The following is a 21,658-nucleotide window of genomic DNA, read 5'->3' as shown; positions in this document are numbered from 1 at the left end:
AGAAAGCTCGTGGAAAACAATGCCGAACCTTGGCGTTCCTGAACTAATTATCATCGCTCTGGTCATCTTCCTGCTGTTCGGAGCGACCCGCCTGCCCAACGCGGCACGTTCCCTGGGCCGTTCCATGCGCATCTTCAAATCCGAGATGGACGAGATGAAGACCGATGGCGACAAGAAGGAGCTGGCCGAGAAGAAGGCTCCGACCGCCGAGCAGCAGCAGGCACAGAACCTAGCCCAGCCGCAGGCCCAGCCGAAGACCGAGCAGCAGCCGAACGAGTAAGTGGCTAAGAAGCTAAAGAAGCCCGCCGATGGTTCGATGACCATCGTCGAGCACATCAATGAGCTGCGCAAGCGCGTATTCATTTCCCTGGTTGCCATTTTCATCGGCACGATCATCGGCTACATCTGGTACAACGTCGAGGTCGGCCCGATCGCTTCGCTGGGCGAGGTACTGCGCGGACCGTATTGCAACCTGCCGCCCGAGGCGCGTTTCGGCTCTGAGGCGGGGGAGTGTCGCCTGCTGGCGACCAGCCCGTTCGAGATGTTTATGCTGCGCCTGAAGGTCGGTGCGCTGGCCGGCATGGTGTTTTCCTCTCCCATCTGGCTGGGTCAGATCTGGGCTTATATCACCCCGGGTCTGCACAAGAATGAGAAGCGCTGGACCCTCGGCGTGGGCATTTCCGCCGGCGTGCTGTTCGCCGTTGGTGCGGTGCTGGCTTACTTCGTGCTGGCCTTCGGCCTGGAGTTCCTGCTGACGATCGGTGACGAGGCGCAAATCGCCGCGCTGAACGGCGAGAAGTACTTCAGCTTCGCCATGGCGCTGCTGCTGATTTTCGGCGTGAGCTTCGAGGTGCCGCTGATCACCGTGCTGCTGAATCTGGCGCACGTGGTGAGTTACCAGCAGCTAAAGGAAAAGCGCCGCTTCATCTGGGCCTTCCTGTTCCTCTTCGCCGCGTTCGTCACGCCGGGTCAGGATCCGATCTCTATGGTCATCCTGGCGACCTCCCTGTGCGCGATGATGGAGATCGCCACGCAGATCGCCCGCCTCAACGACAAGCGCCGCAAGAACAACCAGGAGGACTGGCTGGAACTCGACGACGATGACAGTTCCGACATCGCCGCACCGCAGCCCATCCAGCCTGCCACCGCCACGCCCGCCCCGCAGTCCACTAGCGCGGCTCGCCCGATAGCCACGCCGAAACGTCAAGACCCCAAGGCTCAAGACTTCACTCACAGCGATTTCGATGACATCCTTTAGCCCCCAGGTAGAGCGCTTCTGCGCCCAGTACGACTTCCCTCTGGACGATTTCCAGGTCCAGGCGGCCGAAGCCATCGACAGGGGGCAGGGGGTCCTGGTGGCCGCCCCTACGGGCGCAGGCAAAACGATCGTCGGCGAGTTCGCCGTCTTCGCCGCCTTCCACGGCGACGGCACCTGCTTTTACACCACGCCGATCAAGGCCTTGAGCAACCAGAAGTTCCACGACCTGGTGGAGCGCTACGGCGAGGCCAACGTCGGTCTGCTCACCGGCGACATCACCATCAACGGCGACGCACCCATCGTTGTGATGACCACCGAGGTCCTGCGCAACATGATCTACGCCGATTCCGAGCGGCTGGAGACCCTCACGCACGTCGTCATGGATGAGGTGCACTTCCTGGCCGATCGCTCCCGCGGCCCAGTCTGGGAGGAGGCCATCCTCAACCTCGACCCGCGCGTGATCCTCGTGTCCCTGTCCGCCACCGTCTCCAACGTCGAGGAATTCGGCGGCTGGCTTTCCGCCGTCCGCGGCGATACCGAGATCATCGTCACCGAGAAGCGCCCCGTGCCGCTGACGCAGTTTATGATGGTCGGCCGCCAGATTCTGCCCCTATTCGAAGGCTCGGAGCAGCATCTCGGCGCTATCAACCGCAAGGTCGTCGCAGCCGCCGCTAAGGCCGAGGAAACCGGCAAGCGGCGCGGCCCGAAGCGCGTGGACGTGATCCAGCACATGGCCACCGCCGGCATGTTGCCTGCGATTTACTTTATCTTTTCGCGGGTTGGTTGTGACGCCGCCGTTCGCGCCCTCCTGGTCGATCGCGTGGACTACTCATCCCCAGCGGAGAAGGAGGAGATCCTGCGCACCATCGACGCAGGAGTGGCCGACCTGACGGAGGATGACCTGAACGTCCTCGGCTTCCGCCAGTGGCGCCGCGCAGTCTCCCGCGGCTTCGCCGCCCACCACGCCGGCATGCTGCCGGCCTTCCGCCACATCGTGGAGGACCTCTTCGCCCGCGGCCTTCTGAAGGTCTGCTTCGCCACGGAGACCCTGGCGCTGGGCATCAACATGCCCGCCCGCTCGGTGGTGCTGGAGAAGCTGGTGAAGTTCAACGGCGAGACCCACGCCGACCTAACCCCCGGCCAATACACCCAGCTCACGGGTCGCGCGGGCCGCCGCGGCATCGACACGAAGGGCAACGCGGTGGTGTTGTGGAGCCATGGGCTGGATCCTTATGGAGTCGCCGACCTGGCGTCGACAAGAACCTACCCCCTAGATTCCACCTTCCGTCCGGGGTACAACATGGCCGTGAACCTCATCGGCACGATGGGGCTGGATGAGGCACACCGCCTGCTGCTGCGCTCCTTTGCCCAGTATCAGACCAATGGCGCGGTGGTGGAGAGCGCCGAGCAGATAGAGAAGCGCCGCCGCGAACTTGCCCAGCAGGAAAAGCAGCTCAAGGCCGCGATCCGCAGCGTGCGCCGCCCGTCAAACAGCCTGAACGAGGACTTCCAGCTGGTCACCGAGTACGGCCAGCTGCGCCGCGAATTGTCACAGGAGGAGCGCCGTGCCAAACGCATGGTCGTCGACGAGGCGGCGACGGAGACCACCTCACTGTTGCAGTCTCTGCAGGCCGGCGACGTGATCGCCCTGCCCACCGGCAAGAATCCCACGACGGCTGTCATCGTCCGCTCCGACCACCGCGGCCGCCCGACGATCATCACCGATGACGGCTGGGTGGAGCGCGTGAACCCCGACATGTTCGGCAACACCCCGGTACACATCGGCCACATGCGCCTGCACAAGGGCGTGGCGCGCAACCCGAAGCGCCAGGCCAGGGGAGTGGCCGCCAACCTGCGGCGCCTGCAGCTGGATAAGCCAAAGAAGCTCAAGCCCCGGGCGCGCCGCCGTTCCCTGCACGCACTGGAGCTGCGCGAGCAGGTCCACGCCCACCCGGTTCACGCCTGGGAGGGCCGCGAGGAACTGTGCCGCGCCGCCGAGCAGTACCTCAAGGCCGGCCGCCGCCTGGAGTTCGAACAGAAGGAACATCCGCAGGAATCCGATTCCCTGTCCGCCCAGTTCAACCGTATCCTCGCGCTGCTGGCGGAGCTGGACTATGTGGAGCTCGGCGACAACACCGCCCGCATCCCCCTGGAGGGCGAGCGCCTGTCCAGAATCCACCACGAATCCGACCTGCTGGTCGCCCAGTGCCTGCGCCGCGGAATCTGGGACGACCTGGATCCGGCGGAGCTCGCGGCCGTGGCCAGCACTTGTGTCTTCGAGAACCGTCGCGATTCCGGTGCCAAGGACGATGGCGTGCCGACCGAGCCCCTGGCCACCGCCATCAGCCAGACCTGGCGCATCTACCAGGAGCTTTCCACCGACGAGCAGCGCCACAACCTCACCGTCACGCGCGAACCGGAGCTGGGCTTCGCCACCGCAGTGCACCAGTGGACCGCCGGTGCCCCGCTGGAATACTGCCTGCGCGCGGCCGAGGCAAGCGGCGCCACCCTGACCCCCGGCGATTTCGTGCGTTGGTGCCGCCGCGTGATCGACCTGCTGGATCAGATCAAGCTGACCGGTTATTCCAATGAAGTGAAGGCGGCCTCCCGCAAGGCGGTCGCCGCTATGAGACGAGGAGTTGTAGCCCTCGATGGCTAAGAAAATCGCAATCTTCGGCGCGACCAGCGAGATCGGCGGCGAGATCGCCCGTCGCCTCGCCCCTGGCAATCATCTGGTGCTCGCGGGCCGACGCACGACGGACCTCGCCGAGGAGCTGACCCGCCTCGGCGCCACGCAGGTCGATTCCTTCTTTTTTGACGCCACCGACGTGGATTCCCACGCCGACCTCATCGCGGAGATCGAGGCCACCGGCCCGCTGGACGTCGCACTGGCGATGTTCGGCGTGCTGGGCGACCAGGAACTCGCGGAGCGCGATTCTGCCGAGGTCTACCGCATCCTGCACACGGACTTCACCGCCCAGGCGGTCCTGCTGACGGAGCTGTCCCAGGTGATGAAGTCCCGCGGCAGGGGAGTGCTGGTGGCCTATTCCTCCATCGCCGGTGCCCGCGTGCGCCGCCCGAACTATGTGTATGGTTCCGCGAAGGCCGGCCTGGATGGCTTCTGCCAGGGCATGCAGGACGCTTTGCAGGGCACCGGCGTGCGCCTGGTGATCGTGCGCCCGGGGTTTGTCATTGGCCGCATGACCCGCGGCATGGATCCGGCGCCGTTGTCCACCACGCCGGACGTGGTCGCCGAGGCCACGGTCCGCGCCATAAACGACGACAGCGCGGAATCCGTGTGGATCCCGCGCTCCCTTAAGCTACTTGCCGCCGCCATGCAGGTGGTTCCGCGCTGGCTGTGGCGGCGTGCGCCACGCTAGACGTGGAAGATGTTGTAGAAGATCGTCCGCAGCACGCCGAAGGCGACGGAGATGCCGGTGGCAGCGGCGATACCGATAGCTACCTTGGCGAAGGGGTTCAGGTTTTCCCACCACTCATCGGATTCCTTGGTGCTGGAGCCCTCGGTGGTAGTGCTGGAACCCTGAGTAGTCGTTTCCGCAACCGCCGGAGTGACGGTGGCCAGAGCCATGGTGGGGGCCAGTACAGCGGCGATGATAGAGCGACGTAGACGCATCGAGGTTCTCCCTAAAAGTATCGTTTTTCGAGTTGCGCAGGAACGATTCTTCCCACACCTTCGTTATCGTTATGTAAGCACGATTCCGTTACGAAGATCGCGATTTCATAACAAATTTTCAGACAGAGACTATAGGAGCTTCCAAGTCTTATGCAATTTCCCCCCGCCGTATACCTCGTAGTGGAGGTCATCGCCTTCATCCTGCTTGGCCAGTGGATCGGCTGGCTCTGGGCATTGCTGCTGCTCCTAGGCCTGTTTGTCCTGGGCATTGCTGTTGCCACATGGCAGATGCGTGAGCTCACCGTCCGCGCTCTGCAGCACAACGACCAACCGGGGAAGCTGTCGGCCGATATGGCGCTCTCCATGGTTGGCGCGGTGGGCGTCGCCGTTCCCGGTATCGTCTCGAGCTTCCTGGGCCTGCTTTTCCTGATTCCCCCGACGCGCACCGTGATCCGCAAGATGCTCGGCCAGGCGGCGCGCCGTTCACTGGAAAGCTTCGGCGTCACGACGTATTCGCGAGTTAACCGGATCCAGGATTCGAATGGGTGGGGCGACGTCATCGACCACCGTGCGGGCGAAAACGAATGATCCTCAGGCTCCTCGTCGCTGTATTCAGCGGCGTGATGATCTTCGCTTCCTTCGAGCCGACTGGTCTGTGGTGGGCAGCGCCGCTGGGGTTTGCGCTGCTGTTCTACTTCGTCGACCACCGGCGCGCGATGCTAATGGCATGGGCGCAGGGAGCCACGATCTATGCCCTGTTGCTGCCCTGGGTGGGGGAGTTCGTCGGCGCGGCTGCGTGGATCGCCCTCGCTCTTGTCCAGTCCCTGTATAGCCTGCTGTTCGGCTGGGGTCTGAAGCATTTAGTACGACGCCCCCTCCCAGCCCAGATCCTCGGCATCCCAGCCTGGTTCGTCGCGGTCGAGTGGCTGCGTTCTTCCTTCCCCTTCGGGGGTTTTCCGTGGGGACGCATCGCATGGGGCCAGGCCAGCGGCCCGCTGAGTTGGCTTATCCGCCTCGGCGGCCCGGCGGTGGTCACTTTCGCCGTGGTGCTGTTCGGCGTGCTGTTGGCCTTGACTGTCCGCAAGCAACGGATGCCGGCATTCACCCTGGCCGGGGTAGTGGCCGTGGTGGGCGCCTATGTGCTGCTGATTCCCGGAACCAGCGCAGAGCGCAGCGTCGATGTCGTCGCCGTGCAGGGCAATGTGCCGCGCCTGGGCTTGGACTTCAACGCTCAGCGCCGCGCTGTGCTGGATAATCACGTGCGCCGCACCGAGAAGCTGGACTCGCACCCGGACATCGTCATCTGGCCGGAAAATTCCGCGGACGTCAATCCTTTCACCGACCGCGCCGCCCGCCAGGAAATCGAGCGTGCGCAGAGTTCCATCGGCGCCCCGATCCTGGTCGGTACCGTCAGCCCGCAGCACAACACGATGGTGGTGTGGGACGGCAACGGGCCGGGGGAGAGCCACGTCAAGCGCTTCCTCCAGCCCTTCGGCGAATACATGCCCTTCCGCAGTTTCCTGCGCAACTTCAGCGAGTACGTCGACCGCGCCGGTAGCTTCCAGCCCGGCGACGATAATGGCGTGGTGCACATGAACGGCATCCCCGTTGGCGTGGCTACTTGCTACGAGGTCAGCTTCGACGGGGCTTTCCGCATGGCTGTACAGAGTGGCGCGCAGATCCTGACGAGCCCGACGAATAACGCGACCTTCGGGTTCACGGATATGACCTACCAGCAGCTTGCAATGTCGCGAATGCGCGCACAGGAGTACGATCGTGCGGTGGTGGTTGCCGCTACCTCGGGTGTCTCGGCGATTGTCTCGCCGGATGGGAAGGTTCAGCAGCGCAGCGATATCTTTACTTCTGACGCCCTCGAGGCCGAGTTGCCTCTAAACGATACAATGCCCCTGTCAGCTCTCGTCGGCCCATGGGTGGAAAGGATCCTAGCTATCCTGGGTCTGCTGTCTGTGATTTTCACTTTTAGGAAAGGTAAGAAAGCTTTTCATGAATAAGCTGAGCGATAAAACGCTGGTCATCATCCCGACCTACAACGAAAGGGAGAACCTTCCCCTGATCATCGGTCGGCTGCTGAAGGCCGAGCCCGATCGTGTGGACGTGCTCGTTGTCGATGATTCCAGCCCGGACGGCACCGGTGAGCTGGCCGACGAGATGGCCGCTGAGAACCCGAAGATCCACGTGATGCACCGCGGCGGCAAGGGGGGTCTGGGTGGCGCTTACATCGCAGGCTTCCACTGGGGCCTGGAGCGCGACTACGAGATTCTGTGTGAGATGGATGCCGATGGTTCTCACGCTCCGGAGCAGCTGTACCTGCTGCTGGATCGCATCGATTCCGGCGCGGAGATGGTGCTGGGCTCCCGCTATGTCAAGGGCGGCAAGACCGTGAACTGGCCGCTGAGCCGCCAGGTGCTTTCCCGGGGCGGCAACGTGTACGCCTCCATGGCTCTGGGCGCTGGCCTGTCCGATATCACCGGTGGCTACCGCGCTTACCGCCGCGATGTTCTGGAGGGCATCGACCTGGACGCCGTTGATTCCGCCGGCTATGTCTTCCAGGTGGATCTGGCGTGGCGCGCTGTCGAGGCCGGCTTCGACGTGCGCGAGGTTCCGATCACCTTCACCGAGCGCGAGATCGGCGATTCGAAGATGAGCGGCAACATCGTCTCCGAGGCTCTGGTTCAGGTGACGAAGTGGGGTGCGGCGCACCGCTTTAACCAGGTGAAGTACCTGGCGCAGGAGTCCTGGCGTATCGGCGCCGGCACCGTTAGCCGCTACTTCTGAGCGGCTTCCTGCTCCTTCATGAGCTTCACCGCGGTGCGACGGCGCTTGCGAAGAAGCTCGATGCGCTCCTCGAGCAGCTCGTCGAGCTCCTCCAGGCTGCGGCGCTCACGCAGCATGTCCCAGTGAGTGCGCGGGGGCTTCACCGGCTTGGATTCCTGGCCTTCGCCTTCTACAAGCGTGCCTAGCTGGCCATTCTTGCACATCCACTCCTGTGGAATCTCCGCATCGTCGGCGAACGGGACCTCGTAGATCTCCCCGTCCTCGGTACGGTACTTCACCATCTGGCGGGGAGCCAGATCGTGATCGCGATCCGTCTCATAAGAAACGGCACCCATGCGACTTCCGCGCAGCACGCGATCGGCCATAAGAATCATCACTCCTCATAGTGTTTGAACTAACTCATCATAACAACGAAACCCTACGAAGAATTGTTCCATGCCCCGACCACAGTCCCGACCCAAGCACTGCGCCTGGTGCGGCAGGGTAGTCGAACCCGGTCCGACGAATCGTCCCCGCAAGTTTTGCAATCAGTCGTGCCGCCAACGGGCCTATGAACAGCGTGCCCAACTCGCGGGCACGTCCATCCCGGCCGACTCCGTCATCTTGTCAGCCAGCGCTGCCCAGAAGTTTCACGATGACCTCTTCGAGCTCCGCTGCGCCGCTGAAGACCTGTGCACCGCGGCGCGGGAAGGGGAGTCCGCCGAGGTGGTGGAGGAGTTGGCGTCCGAACTAGAAGGGCTAGCCACCCGCGTCGAGCAACTTCGGGGTCGCAGGTAGGAAGGGCTATGCTATAGAGCATGCGTAAGGGAATCATCACTCTCGCCGTAATTGGCATGGTCGTTGGCGTGCTGATGGCGTTCGGGCCGCTGGTTGTGAATTTCTTCAACGATCGCGGGCTCCGCACGGCCGACATAACCGCAGGTGGCGAGCCTGCCAGCGTGGGCGTAGACGGCACGTGGCAGGTGGTGAGCGGCGCCGGAGACAACACCTCACAGGCCGGATACACCTTCGACGAGAAGCTGCCGGCGGGCACCAAGACCACCTCGGGCCGCACCGAAGAGGTTGAGGGCGAGCTCAAGGTCGTCAACAAGAAGCTGACAGAAGGCCAGGTCACGGTGGATGTTGCCAGCATCAGCAGTGACGTGGAGAAGCGCGACATCAACGTGCGTAACAGCATTCTGCACACCGATAAGTTCCCGAAGGCCTCGTTCACGCTGACGGAGCCCGCCGACGTGTCCAAGCTGCCGGACAATGGCACGACCGACACGGTGAGCATCACCGGCGACCTGGAGCTGCACGGCAAGAAGAACAAGGTGACCACCGAGCTGAAGGTTTTGCGCACCGGCGAGCACGTGATCCTGCAGGGCAACATTCCTTTTAAGCGCGGCGACTTCGACATTCACACGCCGCAGTTCGTTGCCGCAACGATTGCCGATGAAGGCACCATCGATCTGTTGCTGGTGCTAGAGCAGGTTAAGTAGGCTCGGTCGCATGTCTCCGGAGATGCTCAAGTACTCGCGCATCATGCGCATCGTCGTGCTGTTGTTCTTTATCGGCTATCTGCTGTGGAAGGGCACGGGGCTGACGTATTTCTTCGCCGCGTTCTGTGTGCTGTTCCTGGCCGCCACATGTTACCAGCTGTGGCAGGCCAGGGATTAGCCGATAATATACATTATGACACTTTAAATTCCCATCACGTTGGGCAGCGCCGCACTACCTTCCACGGAGCCCTGCGCCTGCCCCACCGGCCCCTCGCATGTACGCCCCAGCGGCTCGCCGCGGAAACGCTTCAGAATGAAGTCGATACCGAACGCGCCGCCCGTCACCGCCTGAATGAAGTGATTGTATTCACCCACCGGCGGCATGATGTCGTCGCGGTATTCGACCTGCGCGCCCTTTTCGCACCACTTACGCGCTAGTTCCTTCGCCTGGTTGTATTCGACGTTTTTGTCATGACGCCCAGATATCACCATCACCGGCGCCACCGGACGTTTAGTGCCAATGCGCTGACGCTCCATAGCCTCCCGCGCCTCGGGCATGTCATCCAACAGCTCATCGAGCGACTTGCCTGACTTGGTCCACTCGCTAGTCTTCTGGTGGCCGTACTTGTCCGTAATCTCGTTGGTACACATCGTCGACAGGTCCTTGAGCGCCTGCTTTCCCTTGTCGTTCAGATGTTTGTCCAGCAACGGCTGCAGGTGCGGATAACGCTCCAACAGCCCGTTGATCGTAAAGCCGATCGCGCCCACCAGGTCAGATCCATCAATGTTGCGCTGCACCGCCTCCAGGTCCGCCGGCGGCGCGGATGCATAGGCGCCGACCACATTCAGCTCCGGAGCGTACTCAGCCGCCGCCTCGACCGCCGCTGCCGACGCGCCCCCGCCCTGCGAGTGCCCGTAGAACGCCACCGGACCGTCACCCACGCCCGCTGCGCGCGCTGCATCCAGCATCGCGTGCGCCTGGTCGTCGCGGTTCATGTACGTGTGCGTTTCCGGCGTTCCCATGCCGATGTAGTCCGTCACCACCACGCGCACCCCCTTGGAGGCGAACACCCAGTCGTAGATACCCTCCAGGTTCACCAAACGCTTCGACTTGATCGGACCCGGCTGCCCATCCAGCGGCCAGTTCTTACTCGGCGCGCACTGGTCGCCCTGCCCGACCGTTCCACGGCCGATCACCACCGTTGGGCGTGGCCCCTTACCCTTCCACTCCACGACTGGCTCCACGATATAGCCGCTAACCTGGGTTTTCTTCCCATCCGAGGTGGTCGTCGTGTATTCGATCCGGTCCACCGTCTTCGGCATCCTCATGTGCAGGTCACCGAATACATTGGAGTATGCGACCTTCTCCCTCTTCGTCACCTCCGCCGCCTGGGCTGGCGAGATGAAACCGGCAAATGCAATGGCTGTTGTGCATGCGAGCGCTGCTGTCTTTTTGATCATTGTTTTGTTTTAACAAACCAAATACCCCCAATGGGGTAAAAATGAAAAACTTTGCCAACAGAAACTAAGGGCGTCAATAAGTTAGGTGCATGGACCTCAGCAACATCCGCATCGGCACCGCATCGGCCGGCCTCCAGATCGAAGGATCGCCGCGCCCCAACAACTGGAGCGAGTGGGTCGCCAAAGACGGCACCACCCCGCACCCCACCACCGACCACTGGCGCCGCTGGCGCGAGGACAACCAACTCATGAGCGAACTCGGCCTGCAGATCGCCCGCGTCGGCGTGGAGTGGTCGCGCGTAGAGCCCGAACCCGGCCGCTACGACCACGACGCGCTAAAGCGCTATCGAGAAGAGTTCCTCGACCTGCGCGAACGCGGCATTGAACCGCTGGTCACTCTGCACCATTTCGGCCATCCCGCCTGGTTCGAAGCCACCGGCGCCTTCACTCGCGAAGCGAACGTCGAGATCTTCCTGCGCTACGTCGACGTCGTGCTTGACCACCTGGGCGACGTGGTCACCGACTGGATCACCATCAACGAGCCAAACGTCTTCGCCACCGAAGCGTACCTCTTCGGCTCCACCCCACCCGGCCGCGGTGGCCTCGCCAAGGTCCGCCCGTGCCTGCGGAACATGGCAGCCGCGCACCTGCTGGCCTACCAGCGCATCCACTCGCGCCTGGACAATCCGCGCGTGACCTTCGCCCACCACCGCCGCGTTTTCGCCCCCATGAACCCGCGCAACCCCATCCACCGCGCATTAACTCCCCTGGTCGAATGGCTTTTCCAAGGGGCAATCGAGCCTGCCTTCTTCGAAGGCCGCTTCCACCCACTCTTCGGCCACCCCGGCGTCGACCTCCCCAGCGGCGGGGTCTTCGCCGATGCTGTCGCCATTAACTACTACTCGCGCACTGCGGTTCGCGGTTTTTCTGACGCCACCTTCCCCAATACCCCCACCAATGACCTCGGCTGGGAAATCTACCCGCCGGGGATTGCTGAGGTCTCCGCCGAGCTCGCGGAGCGCTACCAACTGCCGGTGTGGATCACGGAGAACGGCACCGCCGACGCGGACGAGCGTTTCCGCTGCGCATTCATCCTGGACCACCTGGCGGAACTCTCCCGCGTTCCTGCCGTGGAGCGCTACTACCACTGGTGCTTCGTGGACAACTGGGAATGGTCCGAAGGCATGGCGCAGAAGTTCGGCGTAGTCGACGTTGATCGGCAAATCAAGCCAGCCGCCCGCCTATTGCAGGCGCTGATCCGCGAAGGCGCCATTACCCCGGAGATCAGCGCTCAATTCAGAGAGGACGGCCACTGATGCTGCACACCCTCACCGCCGCCGAGCGCGAGCCGAAACTGTTCTTCTGGAAGTTCGGCATAGCCTTCTTTGGCTCCGTCATCGCCTGGGCCGGACCGACTCAGCTGTTGCTGGGACTGCAGATGATCGAACTGCGCCCGGATAGCAAAGAGGAATCCCTCGCCCTACTCATGATGCTCGGCGGCGCGACCGCCGTGGTATCCAGCCTGATCACCGGTTATGCCGCCGACCGCAGTTGGTTCTGGGTGAACCGCTGGGGCAAACGACTGCCCTGGGCGTTGCTGGCCGCTCCCCTGGTCACGGTCGGCTTGTTTCTGATGTCCTTCACTCCCAGCTTCTGGGTCCTCACCGGATTGTGGTGCCTAGTGCAGGTCTTCGTTGCGTTTGTGACGAACAACCTCATGACAGTCACCGCCGACGTCGTGCCGCAGGAAAAGTTTGGGCTCGTCTCTGGCATTGTCGGCGCCACATACACCTTCGGAATTGTCGGCGGGACTGCTGTCGCAACAGCTTTGCCGATTACGCAGGCCTACTGGGCTGTGGGCGTCATTTCCCTTGTATTCATCTTCCAATTCGCCGTCGGGCGCGGCCACGTTGATTCGCACGTTCGCCCGCATAATTCGCTGTCTGTCACGGTCGGCGACGAAGGGTCCTACCGCAACTATTGGCTGGTTTTCGCCAGTCGCTTCGTGATTCATCTGGCCAATTACACCAGCCTGTTCTATTTGCTGTACTACCTGCGGGATCACATCGGCGTGCCGGATCCAGACGCAGGCGTGCTGATGCTGACCGTGCTGTATGCAGTGTTCACCATCATCACCGCGATTGTCAGCGGCAATGTGTCGGATCGGATTGGCCGGCGGAAGATCCTGGTTGTCGTGTCGGCGTTCGGGGTGGCGGCGGCTACGGGCATGATGACGATCGCCACCGGCATGGAGTTGGTTTGTGCCGCGGCGATTCTGTTGGGTATCAGTTGGGGTGTTTTCAGCAGCGTGGATCAGGCCATGGTCAACGAGTCGTTGCCCAGCAAGAAGAACCGCGCGCGCGACGTGTCGCTGATGTCGCTCACCCAGGGGGTCAGCAACATGTTCTGTGGCGGCCTAGCCGCACTCGCGCTGAGGCATTTTGACTACCCCGGCATGTTCCTCATGTGCAGCATCATCTGCATCGTCGGCGCGCTGATGGTGCTGCCCGTCACCTCTTCGAAGTAGTGGCTAGTACGGCGGTTCCCCTTCGTTGCGTTGCATTATTTCCGCGTTCAACTGGCGCACAACCCGTGCCTTCCGAACCCCGCGTTCTGCGAAGTTCTCGCGAGCGAGAGGGCCGTCGGGCGTGGTCACAACCTGGTGGCCGTCACCGTGGGAGGTCCACACCTCCGTGCCATCGGCATGCAGCGCAACGTCCCAGGTACCAGCCGTTTTGAGCCGGTGATGGGTACGACACAGCAGGTGCATGTTCGCGGTGCTCGTCGGACCGCCATCGGCATGTCGGTGTACATGGTCGACGTCGCACGCGTACCCCGGCACGTCGCACCCCGGGAAACGGCAGTGCCCATCGCGCCCTGTTACTGACGCCCGCAGCAGCTCCGTCGCCTCGTAGCCCTCCGTCGCGGTGTACCCGGGGGCCGCCAGGTGGGTGACTTTCTTGAGCCACTCGCAGCTGGCGGCCTCTGACAACCAGTGGTCCTCGGCGAATACTCCGCGAGGTTGCGGGGTGACTGCCTTGTACAGGTTGAGGGTGACTTCGGTGGTGATACTTTGGTCGAGCATTGCCAGGAAGGCCTCGCCCATGGAGCAGGCACGCTTGGTTGCAGCCGACTTCACGGCTTTGTGCAGTTCCACACCACGCAGACGCGGAACGATGAGGGTGATCGCCGTGGTCTCGTTCTGACCGCGGTCGAAAAAGAGCTCGGGAGCATTCGTATCCTTTGGCGGGGCTTTATCGTGCGGAGTCGCCAACACGTCCCGATTGCCCACGACCGTCTTCACCTTGTTATAGGCAGCCCGCGGAGTGGGAACATGCTGGTTGGGACGGGTAGGGCTGAGGGCTTTGAGAATCCCTTCCTCAACATGGGCGCGCTTCTCGGGGGCCACAGCCTGGACTGCTTCAGTGATCTGCTGGATGTGGCGGATGGTAAACGCACCGCTACGGAAGAGTTCGTGGATCCGCGGGAATGCGGCAAGCATCAGGCCCGCGTCGGCGTAATTGGCCGCCACCACCTTGCTAATACCGAAGCGCACCGCGATCTTCGATACATGATCGGGAACGAGGTCGTCCGGGGCCGGAGTAGACTGCTCGACCATAGCAAGATGCGTCAGGTTTAAGGTGCGGGACGTGACCGTCAGCGGATCGTCGGAACGCGCGAGACGGTAGTAGGGCTCAGTGGTATCTGGTGGTGGTTCGGCGGGTGTGGTGGCGTGTGCAGTAGTGTTCATGCGATCCCCTTGTGTGAACTAACACCATTCTAGAACACACGTTCCAACCTAGTCAACACTTTTGCCGTATGAAAAGCTAACTCTGTAGTATAACTAGACTGTTTGTTCGAATCCAATCAGGCTGCCGAACTCCCCCGAATCATGTAGAAATAGAGGCATGAGCACTTTGGATCTCTCCCAAGAAACCGTCCTTATTACAGGCGCCAGCTCGGGTCTCGGCAAGGAATTCGCCCTCCAGCTGGCAGCCAAGGGTGCGAACCTCGTTCTGGTCGCACGTCGTCAGGATCGGCTGAATAGGATTGCGGCGGAGATTAAGAGGCGTCACAAAGTAAAGGTCGAAGTAATAGCCAAAGACCTATCGGAACACGGCGTGGCAGGCGAGATTTCGTGGGAGCTATCGACGCGCGGAATCACGGTAACCTCACTGATCAACAACGCGGGCTTCGCCAACTACGAATCCTTCAGCGACGTGCCGACCGACAGCCTGCGCGCAGAGATCGCGGTGAACGTCCACGCGCTAGTAGAGCTGACGCACATGTTCCTGCCGCGGTTCGAAGAGCGCGGAAATGGCTTCATCCTGAATGTGTCGTCGATCGCGGGGTTCCAGCCCTCCCCCGGCATGGTGGTCTACGGTGCGACGAAAGCTTTCGTGCTGTCATTTACGGAAGGGCTGTACGCGGAGCGGAAGGGCTCGGGGGTGCGGATCATGGCGCTGTGCCCCGGACCGACGGAGACGGAGTTCTTCCGGGTGGCGGGCAGCGACCGCGCCGACGGCGGACTCAAGCGCATGAGCAGCCACGACGTGGTCGCTGCGGGCATCGAAGCGCTGCTGCGCAAGTCGCCTCCGCCCTCGGTCGTCGCGGGCGCCCGCAACAAGCTGCTGACGAGTGTGTCGCAGCGCATGCCAAGGCGCGTGATGACGGAAGTTATGGGCCGGCTGATGAAGCGCTAGCCAGGTCCAGCAAAAGCCGCTCATCGCGCGCCACCAACTGCACACCAACCGGCAGGCCATCGCGCCCCTTACCTGCGGGAATGTTCATCGCGGGATGGCCGGACACGTTCCACAGGGCGGTGTAGGCCACCGACGGAAGGCTGGCGATCTGCGCTGCCAGCATCCCCTTGCCCGTCAGCACACCGGCCCGCGCCGGGCGCGCAGCGACGGTCGGGGTCAGCAGCACATCGACCTCGTCGAACACCCGATCCAGCTGCTCCCCCAGCCGGTCAGAGAAGCTCTCGGCCCAGCGCAGCACCGGCCCCTGCGCCCACACGCCCGCCGCGCGCGTGACTTTGTGACGCCCCTCGATGCGCTCGGGGTACTCAAGGTCAGCGATCTCCTTGCGGATCCCCGCAAAGAACTGAGTCACAAACGCCGCCGTCGGATCCTTGTGGCGCAGCGTGTAATCGCGCACGTCGTGGCCCATTTCGCGCAGCCGCTCGGCCATCGCGCGCACGGCACGGACGTGGTCGCGGTGCGGTGGAGTCAGCGGCGTTGTGGGGCGCAGGCTTACGCCGATTCTTAGTGACGCCCCCTCGGATTCGGTCGCGACGGAATCAGACAGGGCGTCAAAAAGAAGGGCGCAGTCGCGTGCGGAACGAGCGATCGGACCGGCGGTGCCGAGGCGACACCACAGATCCTCCCCTGGCAGTGTGCCGCGGGCGGGCTTGAGGCCGTACAGGCCGCAATGCGCGGAGGGGATGCGGATGGACCCGCCGCCGTCCCCGCCGACGGCGAAGGGCACCCAACCAGCAGCAACGGCGACGGCAGAGCCTCCGGAGGAACCGCCCGGGGTGAAGCGCGGGTTGTGCGGGTTGCGGGTGATGCCGCGGGCCTCGGACTCGGTGAACGGGAAGGCGCCGAAGGCGGGCATGGTGGTTTTGCCCAGGATGATGGCGCCGGCGTTGCGTAGGCGACGAACAATCTCGTCGTCAGCGGCCGCGGGCGTGGGGTTGGCGTTGGTGCCGTAGGTGGTGGGCACGCCGCGGACGTGGACTTCCTCCTTAATGAGCACCGGCACGCCGTGCAGCGGGCCGGGGTCGGTAGAGGAATCGAGTTCGGCGGCGGTGGCCAGAGCCTCGTCGTCGAGCAGCACCGAGACCGCATTGAAGTTCCGGTCCTGGGCGCGGATCCGGCGGAGGGCGCGTTCGATCAGGGGTACGGCGCCCTGATCCAAGGCCGCGGCGCGCCATTCGCTAGCGCTGAGCAATGGTCGCCTTCAGGTTCTCGCCGACGCGCTTGCCGGAGTGGATGCAGCCGCCGAGGAAGGTGCCTTCCAGGGCGTTCTTGCCGTGCATACCGCCACCGCCGAAACCGGCAACCTCGCCAGCGGCGTAGAGGCCCGGCAGCACGGAGCCGTCGGTGCGCAGGCAACGGCCGGACAGATCAGTTTCAATACCGCCGAGGGTCTTGCGGGTCAGCACGTGCAGCTTGACGGCGATGAGCGGCCCCTTCGTCTCGTCCAGCAGGCGGTGCGGAGCGGCGCAGCGGACGATCTTGTCGCCCAGGTAGCCGCGGGCGGTGCGGATGTAGTTGATCTGCGAGTCCTTGCTGAACTTGTTGTCGATCTGGGAATCGCGATCCTCGATGATGCGGCGGATCTCGTGCACGTCGAGCTTGGGCGCATCGTCGTCGGCGATAGCGTTCATGCCCTCGACCAGGGAGCCGAGGTCGTCGGCGACTACCCAGTCCTCGCCATGATCCATGAACGCCTTGACCGCTGGGTGCGTGCCGGGGCCAACCTTCGAGAGCAGGTTCTTGACCTTCTTGATGGTCAGATCCGGGTTCTGCTCGGAGCCGGAGAAGATGAACTCCTTGTCGGCGATCGCCTTGTTGAGGACGAACCACGAGTAGCTGTGGCCAGTGGTACCGAGGTGCTTCATGGTGGCGATCGTGTCGCCGCCCGGGATGATGTTAGACGGGAAGCGCTTACCGGTCGCGTCCAACCACAGAGAGGACGGGCCAGGGATGATGCGGATTCCATGGCCAGGCCAGATGGAGTTCCAATTCTTCATGCCCTCGGTGTAGGCCCACATGCGGTCGGTGTTGACGAGGTTCGCGCCGGCGGTTTCAGAGATTTTGATCATGCGGCCGTCTACGTGGGCCGGCACGCCGGTGACCATGTCGTTCGGGACCGGCCCCCACTGGTCGGTCGGCCACGCGCGGCGCACCAGGTCCAGGTTGCCGCCGATGCCGCCGGAGGTCACTACGACGGCGGACGCACGCTGTTCGAACTCCCCCACGACCTTTCTTGAGGACGCCACGCCGCGGTCCAGATCGCTAGGTTCCAGCACGCTGCCGCGAACGCCGACGACGGCGTCATTTTCTACGATCAGTTCGTCGACCTGGTGGCGGAAGCGGAACTCGACCTTGCCTTCTGCCTCGGCGGCTTCGATGGGCTCGCGGAAGACGCGCACAACCTCGGGCCCTGTGCCCCAGGTCAGGTGGAAGCGGGGAACGGAGTTGCCGTGGCCGCTGGCGTCGCCGGAGCCGCGCTCTGCCCAGCCGACGGTGGGCAGCACGTTGAGGCCCAGGGACTTCAGGTAGTCGCGTTTCTCGGTGGCGGCGAAGCGAACGTATTCGCGCCCCCAGCGGCGGGGCCAGTAGTCGTTTTGGGTGTCGTCGAACTGCGCGGAGTTCTCCCAGTCGCGCCAAGCGAGTTCTTCGGAATCCTTGACTCCCATCAGCTTCTGCTCGGGGCTATTCACGTAGAACAAGCCACCCAGCGACCAAAACGCCTGTCCGCCCAGGTTGTTGCGGTTTTCCTGGTCCAGGATCAGGACTTTCAAACCCGACTTCTGCGCCTCGTAGGCGGCGACGAGGCCAGCCAGGCCGGCACCGACGATGATGACATCGGGGTTGGTGGGAGTTGTCACGGGTGTTTCCTCTCGGTTAATCGCCAGTAGTTCTTATTACGCTAAAACTATCTGGCGACCCCCGCGGGGAAATCGCAAAACTATTTAGGGGCGAGTACGAATTGGACACACCCGATGTCATCGGCGGTGGCCAGGGCCTCGTGGAGAGCTAGCTGATAGTCCCAGAGTCGGCGGAAAACCGGGTCGAATCCGGCAGCTGCGGCCTGGCGTTCGCGGGACAGGAAGTTGGCACGCCACAGGGGCAAAGTCGCGCGCAGGTGGGTGCTGAGGTTGTTCTCGGCGACCACGCGCAGCTGGGTGTTCTCGGCGGCGGCTTCACGAACCTGGCCGACGGTTGGGTATTCCAGGGCGGGCCAGACGTAGGCGCGCATCACGTCGAGGGATTCCCGGGCAGTCTCGCGCATCTCCTCGGTGGCCACGATCGACTGAATGACGGCCAGGCCGTCGTCAGACAGCATGCGGTCGACGGCTTTGAGGTAGTGGCTCAGCCCACCCAGCCCCAGGGTTTCCATGCGTTCGACGGAAAAGATAGCCTCGTAGCGGCCCGACCACTGGCGGGGTGAGGGCACGGGGCCGGGAATGAGCTCTACATTGACCCCTCCCCCGACTCCGGCGGAGTGGACGCGGGCGCGGACGGCCGCGGCGTGCTCCTCGTCGCTGGTCAACACGTCCACCCGGGCGCCGCGGCGGGCGGCCTGCACGGCCAGCTGCCCGCCCGAGGAGGGCATCTCCAATACGCGGTCGCCGGGGCCAACCTCCGCCTCGTCAAGCATCGTGTCGATACGGCGACGCTGGGCATCGTCGAGGTCCAAGCGCTCCACCGGGTCCGGGTCACCGAACCAGGTAAAGTCGATCCCCTGATCGTGGGCACTGGTGCGGGAGGCGCTACTGAACTGGGCTGCGCCAGTGACACGCGACGCACCCGCGTAGAGCTCGACAAGGGCCTCCGGCAGCTCCCCCGGTAGCGGGCCGCGCCGCCTCGGCGAACGGCGTGCGAAAAACTCCCCCACCTTGCCTTCGAAAGGCTGGGAAAGCAGGATTCCCAGGATCTCCGGGAGGGGCTCGGCGTTCCATTCCCCGGCCATGTAACCCTCCGCAAGGCCCAACCACCCCTCGGCGACCACCCGATCGATCACCTGGCCATCCCGAACGACCATGTGCGGCACCGAGCCGGCGTCCAGACCAATACCGCGAGAAGACAGCAACGACTCGAGTCGCGAGGTAACACCTTCAGCGCGGCGACTCATGAAGCGGGCGTGCGGGGTGGCAACGAGGTGCGGCCAGCGCTCCTCGTCGATGTACGGCGACGTCATCCTGCCCTCCTTATGCGCTGTGACTCCCCCCGAAGTTACTAGGAAAACCACACCAAACTTCCGAGGCACAACCGAAAGATAAGGAAAATTTCAGATCCGGGGGCTCTCGGTGTGAACGCTACGCAGGAAACAATTAGGATAGTGCCGGATAACAACCATCATTGAGGAGAGAAGCAACTACATGACCAGCAAAACCAACCGCCACCACGTCGTCATTATCGGCGCGGGCTTCGGCGGCCTCTTTGCGGCGAAGAAGTTCAAGAACGAGAACGTCCAGGTCACCATCGTCGACCGGACGAACCACCACCTGTTCCAGCCGCTGCTGTACCAGGTTGCGACCGGCATCCTCTCGGAGGGAGAAATCGCCCCGTCCATCCGCCAGATCCTGGCGGACCAGGACAACGTCCGCGTGGTGAAGGGCGAAGTACGCAACGTGGACATCGCCGAGCAGACCGTGACCGCCGACCTGGGCGGCAAGGATGCCGTTCTGAAGTACGACTCGCTGATCCTGGCAGCTGGTGCCGGCCAGTCCTACTTCGGCAACGAGCAGTTCGCAGAGTTCGCGCCGGGCATGAAGTCCGTCGACGACGCGCTGGAGATCCGTGCCCGCGTGACCGGCGCCTTCGAACGCGCCGAGATCACCAACGATCCGGTAGAGCGCGAGCGACTGCTGACCTTCGTCGTCGTGGGCGCGGGCCCCACCGGCGTGGAGCTGGCGGGTCAGCTGGCCGAGATGTCCCACCGCACCTTGCGCGACGAGTTCCGTGAGATCGACACCGAGGACACGCGCATCCTGCTGATCGACGGCGGCTCGCAGGTCCTGGCTCCGTTCGGCAAGCGCCTGGGCCGCAAGGCCGCCCGCCGCCTGGAGGACCTGGGCGTGGACATCATCCTGAACTCCCTGGTGACCGACGTTTCCAAGGAGGGCGTGCGCTACAAGGACATGAAGACCGACGAAGAGTTCTTCGTTCCTTCCTACGCCAAGATCTGGTCTGCGGGTGTGGCCGCCTCCCCGCTGGGCAAGCACGTAGCGGAGCAGGCTGGCATCGAGGTCGACCGCGCGGGCCGCGTGCCAGTGAACGCCGACCTGACCCTGGGCGATCACCACAACATCTTCATCGTCGGCGACATGATGAGTAAGGACGGCCTGCCCGGCGTGGCCCAGGTCGCTATGCAGGGTGGCCAGTACGCCGCCAAGACCATTCTGGACGAGATCAACAACGGCACCTCCCACGAGGGCCGCGTGCCGTTCAGCTACTTCGACAAGGGCTCCATGGCCATCGTCTCCCGCTTCAACGCGGTGGTGAAGATGAACAAGGCCGAGGTCTCCGGCTTCCTCGGCTGGGTCATGTGGCTGGTGCTGCACCTGCTGTACATGGTTGGCTTCCGCAACCGCGCTGTCGCTGCGTTCAGCTGGGGCCTGAACTCCGTATCCCGTCGCCGCTGGCAGCTGGTGGCCACCCGCCAGCAGCTGCACGCCCGCAACGCGCTGCGTAAGCTCCGCGAACTGGAGGATAAGGAAGAGATCCGCTCCATCGAGGTGCGCGATAACCTGCGCTTCGGCGAGGGTCGCGACACCCGCGCGGTATCCGACTAGCCCCTACTTATTGGGCTGCATATCCGGCACAACCTGCGTCTTGAGGAAAGTCAGGGCGCAGCGTTTGCCGGTTTTTTCATTCTTGTGCTCGATGCGAAACAGGTGGGTGGTGCGCCCGATGTGCTCGGCCTCGGCGGTGGCGATGATGGTGTCCCCCTTGACCGATGGGCGCAGGAAGTGCGTCTGGTTCGAGGTGCCGACCACGGCTGGCTTCGCCTCGGCTGCGATATAGCTGGCCATGGAGCCGGCGGTCTCCCCCAGGCTGGCGTACACGCCACCGTTGGTCACACCCCAGGGCTGCAGGTGATCTTCTGTGATCTCGAGGGCAAGCTCCAGCTTGTTCGGCCCGACGGCGCGGTACTGCACGCCCAGGGTGCGGTCGAGGGTGGGGTGCTGAGCCAGCAGCTCGTTGAGGGTGGAGATCTCCTCAGTAGTGAGTTCGCGCTCTGCGGCAACACGGCTTAGTTCAATGAAAATATTGGACATGCGCCTAAGCC

At 63.4% G+C, this 21,658-nt stretch carries 22 protein-coding genes; 14 read left to right on the top strand and 8 right to left on the bottom strand.

Annotated elements, in window-relative coordinates; translation table 11 throughout:
* The first annotated feature begins 19 nt into the window (after positions 1-19).
* The 4 genes from tatA to HMPREF2678_RS05735 are packed head-to-tail and all read left to right on the top strand — an operon-like array spanning position 20 to position 4,638.
* Entirely contained in the window at positions 20-280 is a 261-nt protein-coding gene (gene tatA, locus HMPREF2678_RS05750) for a Sec-independent protein translocase subunit TatA (protein ID WP_034967801.1), read from the top strand.
* The gene (gene tatC / locus HMPREF2678_RS05745) at positions 281-1,258 is read left to right on the top strand and encodes a twin-arginine translocase subunit TatC (protein ID WP_034967798.1); all 978 of its coding nucleotides are present in this window, start codon (positions 281-283) and stop codon (positions 1,256-1,258) included. It begins immediately after the preceding gene.
* Positions 1,245-3,917 carry a DEAD/DEAH box helicase gene (locus tag HMPREF2678_RS05740; RefSeq protein WP_070551339.1) on the top strand — a complete coding sequence of 891 codons (2,673 nt, stop codon included), beginning with the start codon at positions 1,245-1,247 and terminating at the stop codon, positions 3,915-3,917. Before tatC ends, HMPREF2678_RS05740 begins: the two co-directional genes overlap by 14 nt.
* Positions 3,910-4,638, top strand: a complete 729-nt coding sequence (locus tag HMPREF2678_RS05735; RefSeq protein ID WP_034974347.1) for an SDR family NAD(P)-dependent oxidoreductase — start codon at positions 3,910-3,912, stop codon at positions 4,636-4,638. Before HMPREF2678_RS05740 ends, HMPREF2678_RS05735 begins: the two co-directional genes overlap by 8 nt.
* Here the strand turns inward: HMPREF2678_RS05735 and HMPREF2678_RS05730 are convergent.
* A complete protein-coding gene (locus tag HMPREF2678_RS05730; protein ID WP_034967787.1) occupies positions 4,635-4,892 on the bottom strand; it encodes a hypothetical protein in 258 nt (85 codons plus the stop codon). The two genes, HMPREF2678_RS05735 and HMPREF2678_RS05730, sit on opposite strands and share 4 nt — an antisense overlap.
* 150 nt (positions 4,893-5,042) lie before the next feature.
* Here HMPREF2678_RS05730 and HMPREF2678_RS05725 point away from each other — a divergent pair, with 150 nt between their 5' ends.
* The 3 genes from HMPREF2678_RS05725 to HMPREF2678_RS05715 are packed head-to-tail and all read left to right on the top strand — an operon-like array spanning position 5,043 to position 7,688.
* Positions 5,043-5,480 (top strand): FxsA family protein, encoded by a 438-nt coding sequence (locus HMPREF2678_RS05725; protein WP_070551337.1) that lies wholly within the window; start codon positions 5,043-5,045, stop codon positions 5,478-5,480.
* The gene (lnt, locus tag HMPREF2678_RS05720; RefSeq protein ID WP_070551335.1) at positions 5,477-6,904 is read left to right on the top strand and encodes an apolipoprotein N-acyltransferase; all 1,428 of its coding nucleotides are present in this window, start codon (positions 5,477-5,479) and stop codon (positions 6,902-6,904) included. Before HMPREF2678_RS05725 ends, lnt begins: the two co-directional genes overlap by 4 nt.
* Positions 6,897-7,688: a polyprenol monophosphomannose synthase gene (locus HMPREF2678_RS05715; protein ID WP_070551333.1), complete on the top strand. Its 792-nt coding sequence runs from the start codon at positions 6,897-6,899 to the stop codon at positions 7,686-7,688. The genes lnt and HMPREF2678_RS05715 overlap by 8 nt, the downstream gene beginning before the upstream one ends.
* Here HMPREF2678_RS05715 and HMPREF2678_RS05710 read toward each other — a convergent pair.
* Positions 7,679-8,053: an RNA polymerase-binding protein RbpA gene (locus tag HMPREF2678_RS05710; protein WP_034967776.1), complete on the bottom strand. Its 375-nt coding sequence runs from the start codon at positions 8,051-8,053 to the stop codon at positions 7,679-7,681. The genes HMPREF2678_RS05715 and HMPREF2678_RS05710 overlap by 10 nt on opposite strands.
* A gap of 70 nt (positions 8,054-8,123) precedes the next feature.
* On the opposite strand from HMPREF2678_RS05710, the gene HMPREF2678_RS05705 reads away from it, so the two are divergent.
* Genes HMPREF2678_RS05705 through HMPREF2678_RS10375 form a run of 3 tightly spaced genes read left to right on the top strand, consistent with a single transcriptional unit; the run spans position 8,124 to position 9,347 of the window.
* Positions 8,124-8,465 (top strand): hypothetical protein, encoded by a 342-nt coding sequence (locus HMPREF2678_RS05705; protein WP_043012093.1) that lies wholly within the window; start codon positions 8,124-8,126, stop codon positions 8,463-8,465.
* A gap of 20 nt (positions 8,466-8,485) precedes the next feature.
* Complete coding sequence (locus tag HMPREF2678_RS05700) at positions 8,486-9,169, top strand: YceI family protein (RefSeq protein WP_070551330.1); 684 nt, start codon at positions 8,486-8,488, stop codon at positions 9,167-9,169.
* Between the two features lie 10 nt (positions 9,170-9,179).
* The gene (locus HMPREF2678_RS10375) at positions 9,180-9,347 is read left to right on the top strand and encodes a hypothetical protein (protein WP_168163089.1); all 168 of its coding nucleotides are present in this window, start codon (positions 9,180-9,182) and stop codon (positions 9,345-9,347) included.
* Positions 9,348-9,370: 23 nt separating this feature from the next.
* On the opposite strand, the gene HMPREF2678_RS05695 is transcribed toward HMPREF2678_RS10375, so the two are convergent.
* Positions 9,371-10,630, bottom strand: coding sequence for an alpha/beta fold hydrolase (locus HMPREF2678_RS05695; RefSeq protein WP_070551328.1), 1,260 nt, complete (start codon positions 10,628-10,630; stop codon positions 9,371-9,373).
* A gap of 89 nt (positions 10,631-10,719) precedes the next feature.
* Between HMPREF2678_RS05695 and HMPREF2678_RS05690 the strand changes: the two genes are divergently transcribed.
* Together HMPREF2678_RS05690 and HMPREF2678_RS05685 are read left to right on the top strand one after the other, a co-directional pair.
* On the top strand, positions 10,720-11,946 hold the full coding sequence (locus tag HMPREF2678_RS05690; protein ID WP_070551326.1) for a glycoside hydrolase family 1 protein: 1,227 nt from the start codon (positions 10,720-10,722) through the stop codon (positions 11,944-11,946).
* Entirely contained in the window at positions 11,946-13,157 is a 1,212-nt protein-coding gene (locus tag HMPREF2678_RS05685) for an MFS transporter (protein ID WP_070551324.1), read from the top strand. The genes HMPREF2678_RS05690 and HMPREF2678_RS05685 overlap by 1 nt, the downstream gene beginning before the upstream one ends.
* A gap of 3 nt (positions 13,158-13,160) precedes the next feature.
* Here HMPREF2678_RS05685 and HMPREF2678_RS05680 read toward each other — a convergent pair whose 3' ends face one another.
* Complete coding sequence (locus HMPREF2678_RS05680; RefSeq protein WP_083303428.1) at positions 13,161-14,381, bottom strand: HNH endonuclease signature motif containing protein; 1,221 nt, start codon at positions 14,379-14,381, stop codon at positions 13,161-13,163.
* Between the two features lie 157 nt (positions 14,382-14,538).
* Here HMPREF2678_RS05680 and HMPREF2678_RS05675 point away from each other — a divergent pair, with 157 nt between their 5' ends.
* The gene (locus HMPREF2678_RS05675; RefSeq protein ID WP_034967761.1) at positions 14,539-15,333 is read left to right on the top strand and encodes an SDR family NAD(P)-dependent oxidoreductase; all 795 of its coding nucleotides are present in this window, start codon (positions 14,539-14,541) and stop codon (positions 15,331-15,333) included.
* Here HMPREF2678_RS05675 and HMPREF2678_RS05670 read toward each other — a convergent pair.
* The 3 genes from HMPREF2678_RS05670 to HMPREF2678_RS05660 form a co-directional block, all read right to left on the bottom strand.
* Positions 15,308-16,585, bottom strand: coding sequence for an amidase family protein (locus HMPREF2678_RS05670; RefSeq protein ID WP_070551321.1), 1,278 nt, complete (start codon positions 16,583-16,585; stop codon positions 15,308-15,310). The two genes, HMPREF2678_RS05675 and HMPREF2678_RS05670, sit on opposite strands and share 26 nt — an antisense overlap.
* On the bottom strand, positions 16,572-18,251 hold the full coding sequence (locus HMPREF2678_RS05665; RefSeq protein WP_070551319.1) for an FAD-binding dehydrogenase: 1,680 nt from the start codon (positions 18,249-18,251) through the stop codon (positions 16,572-16,574). The genes HMPREF2678_RS05670 and HMPREF2678_RS05665 overlap by 14 nt, the downstream gene beginning before the upstream one ends.
* A gap of 80 nt (positions 18,252-18,331) precedes the next feature.
* Positions 18,332-19,564 (bottom strand): class I SAM-dependent methyltransferase, encoded by a 1,233-nt coding sequence (locus HMPREF2678_RS05660; protein WP_070551317.1) that lies wholly within the window; start codon positions 19,562-19,564, stop codon positions 18,332-18,334.
* Positions 19,565-19,745: 181 nt separating this feature from the next.
* Here HMPREF2678_RS05660 and HMPREF2678_RS05655 point away from each other — a divergent pair, with 181 nt between their 5' ends.
* Positions 19,746-21,161 (top strand): NAD(P)/FAD-dependent oxidoreductase, encoded by a 1,416-nt coding sequence (locus HMPREF2678_RS05655; RefSeq protein ID WP_034967751.1) that lies wholly within the window; start codon positions 19,746-19,748, stop codon positions 21,159-21,161.
* A gap of 3 nt (positions 21,162-21,164) precedes the next feature.
* Here HMPREF2678_RS05655 and HMPREF2678_RS05650 read toward each other — a convergent pair whose 3' ends face one another.
* Complete coding sequence (locus HMPREF2678_RS05650) at positions 21,165-21,647, bottom strand: PaaI family thioesterase (RefSeq protein WP_034981916.1); 483 nt, start codon at positions 21,645-21,647, stop codon at positions 21,165-21,167.
* Between the last annotated feature and the right edge of the window lie 11 nt (positions 21,648-21,658).

It is taken from the genome of Corynebacterium sp. HMSC058E07, assembly GCF_001809885.1.
In the GTDB taxonomy this organism is placed as follows: Bacteria; Actinomycetota; Actinomycetes; order Mycobacteriales; family Mycobacteriaceae; genus Corynebacterium; species Corynebacterium macclintockiae.
This window is presented reverse-complemented; position numbering and strand designations above follow the sequence as displayed.

Bases quoted from the DNA above. Each gene is read 5' to 3' on its own strand.
- HMPREF2678_RS05735 (WP_034974347.1), top strand. From the start codon at position 3,910: ATGGCTAAGAAAATCGCAATCTTCGGCGCGACCAGCGAGATCGGCGGC.
- HMPREF2678_RS05655 (WP_034967751.1), top strand. From the start codon at position 19,746: ATGACCAGCAAAACCAACCGCCACCACGTCGTCATTATCGGCGCGGGC.
- HMPREF2678_RS05690 (WP_070551326.1), top strand. From the start codon at position 10,720: ATGGACCTCAGCAACATCCGCATCGGCACCGCATCGGCCGGCCTCCAG.
- HMPREF2678_RS05715 (WP_070551333.1), top strand. From the start codon at position 6,897: ATGAATAAGCTGAGCGATAAAACGCTGGTCATCATCCCGACCTACAAC.
- HMPREF2678_RS05710 (WP_034967776.1), bottom strand. From the start codon at position 8,053: ATGGCCGATCGCGTGCTGCGCGGAAGTCGCATGGGTGCCGTTTCTTAT.
- HMPREF2678_RS05740 (WP_070551339.1), top strand. From the start codon at position 1,245: ATGACATCCTTTAGCCCCCAGGTAGAGCGCTTCTGCGCCCAGTACGAC.
- HMPREF2678_RS10375 (WP_168163089.1), top strand. From the start codon at position 9,180: ATGTCTCCGGAGATGCTCAAGTACTCGCGCATCATGCGCATCGTCGTG.
- HMPREF2678_RS05695 (WP_070551328.1), bottom strand. From the start codon at position 10,630: ATGATCAAAAAGACAGCAGCGCTCGCATGCACAACAGCCATTGCATTT.
- HMPREF2678_RS05725 (WP_070551337.1), top strand. From the start codon at position 5,043: ATGCAATTTCCCCCCGCCGTATACCTCGTAGTGGAGGTCATCGCCTTC.
- HMPREF2678_RS05685 (WP_070551324.1), top strand. From the start codon at position 11,946: ATGCTGCACACCCTCACCGCCGCCGAGCGCGAGCCGAAACTGTTCTTC.
- HMPREF2678_RS05660 (WP_070551317.1), bottom strand. From the start codon at position 19,564: ATGACGTCGCCGTACATCGACGAGGAGCGCTGGCCGCACCTCGTTGCC.
- lnt (WP_070551335.1), top strand. From the start codon at position 5,477: ATGATCCTCAGGCTCCTCGTCGCTGTATTCAGCGGCGTGATGATCTTC.
- HMPREF2678_RS05705 (WP_043012093.1), top strand. From the start codon at position 8,124: ATGCCCCGACCACAGTCCCGACCCAAGCACTGCGCCTGGTGCGGCAGG.
- HMPREF2678_RS05680 (WP_083303428.1), bottom strand. From the start codon at position 14,381: ATGAACACTACTGCACACGCCACCACACCCGCCGAACCACCACCAGAT.
- HMPREF2678_RS05730 (WP_034967787.1), bottom strand. From the start codon at position 4,892: ATGCGTCTACGTCGCTCTATCATCGCCGCTGTACTGGCCCCCACCATG.
- HMPREF2678_RS05700 (WP_070551330.1), top strand. From the start codon at position 8,486: ATGCGTAAGGGAATCATCACTCTCGCCGTAATTGGCATGGTCGTTGGC.
- tatA (WP_034967801.1), top strand. From the start codon at position 20: ATGCCGAACCTTGGCGTTCCTGAACTAATTATCATCGCTCTGGTCATC.
- HMPREF2678_RS05650 (WP_034981916.1), bottom strand. From the start codon at position 21,647: ATGTCCAATATTTTCATTGAACTAAGCCGTGTTGCCGCAGAGCGCGAA.
- HMPREF2678_RS05675 (WP_034967761.1), top strand. From the start codon at position 14,539: ATGAGCACTTTGGATCTCTCCCAAGAAACCGTCCTTATTACAGGCGCC.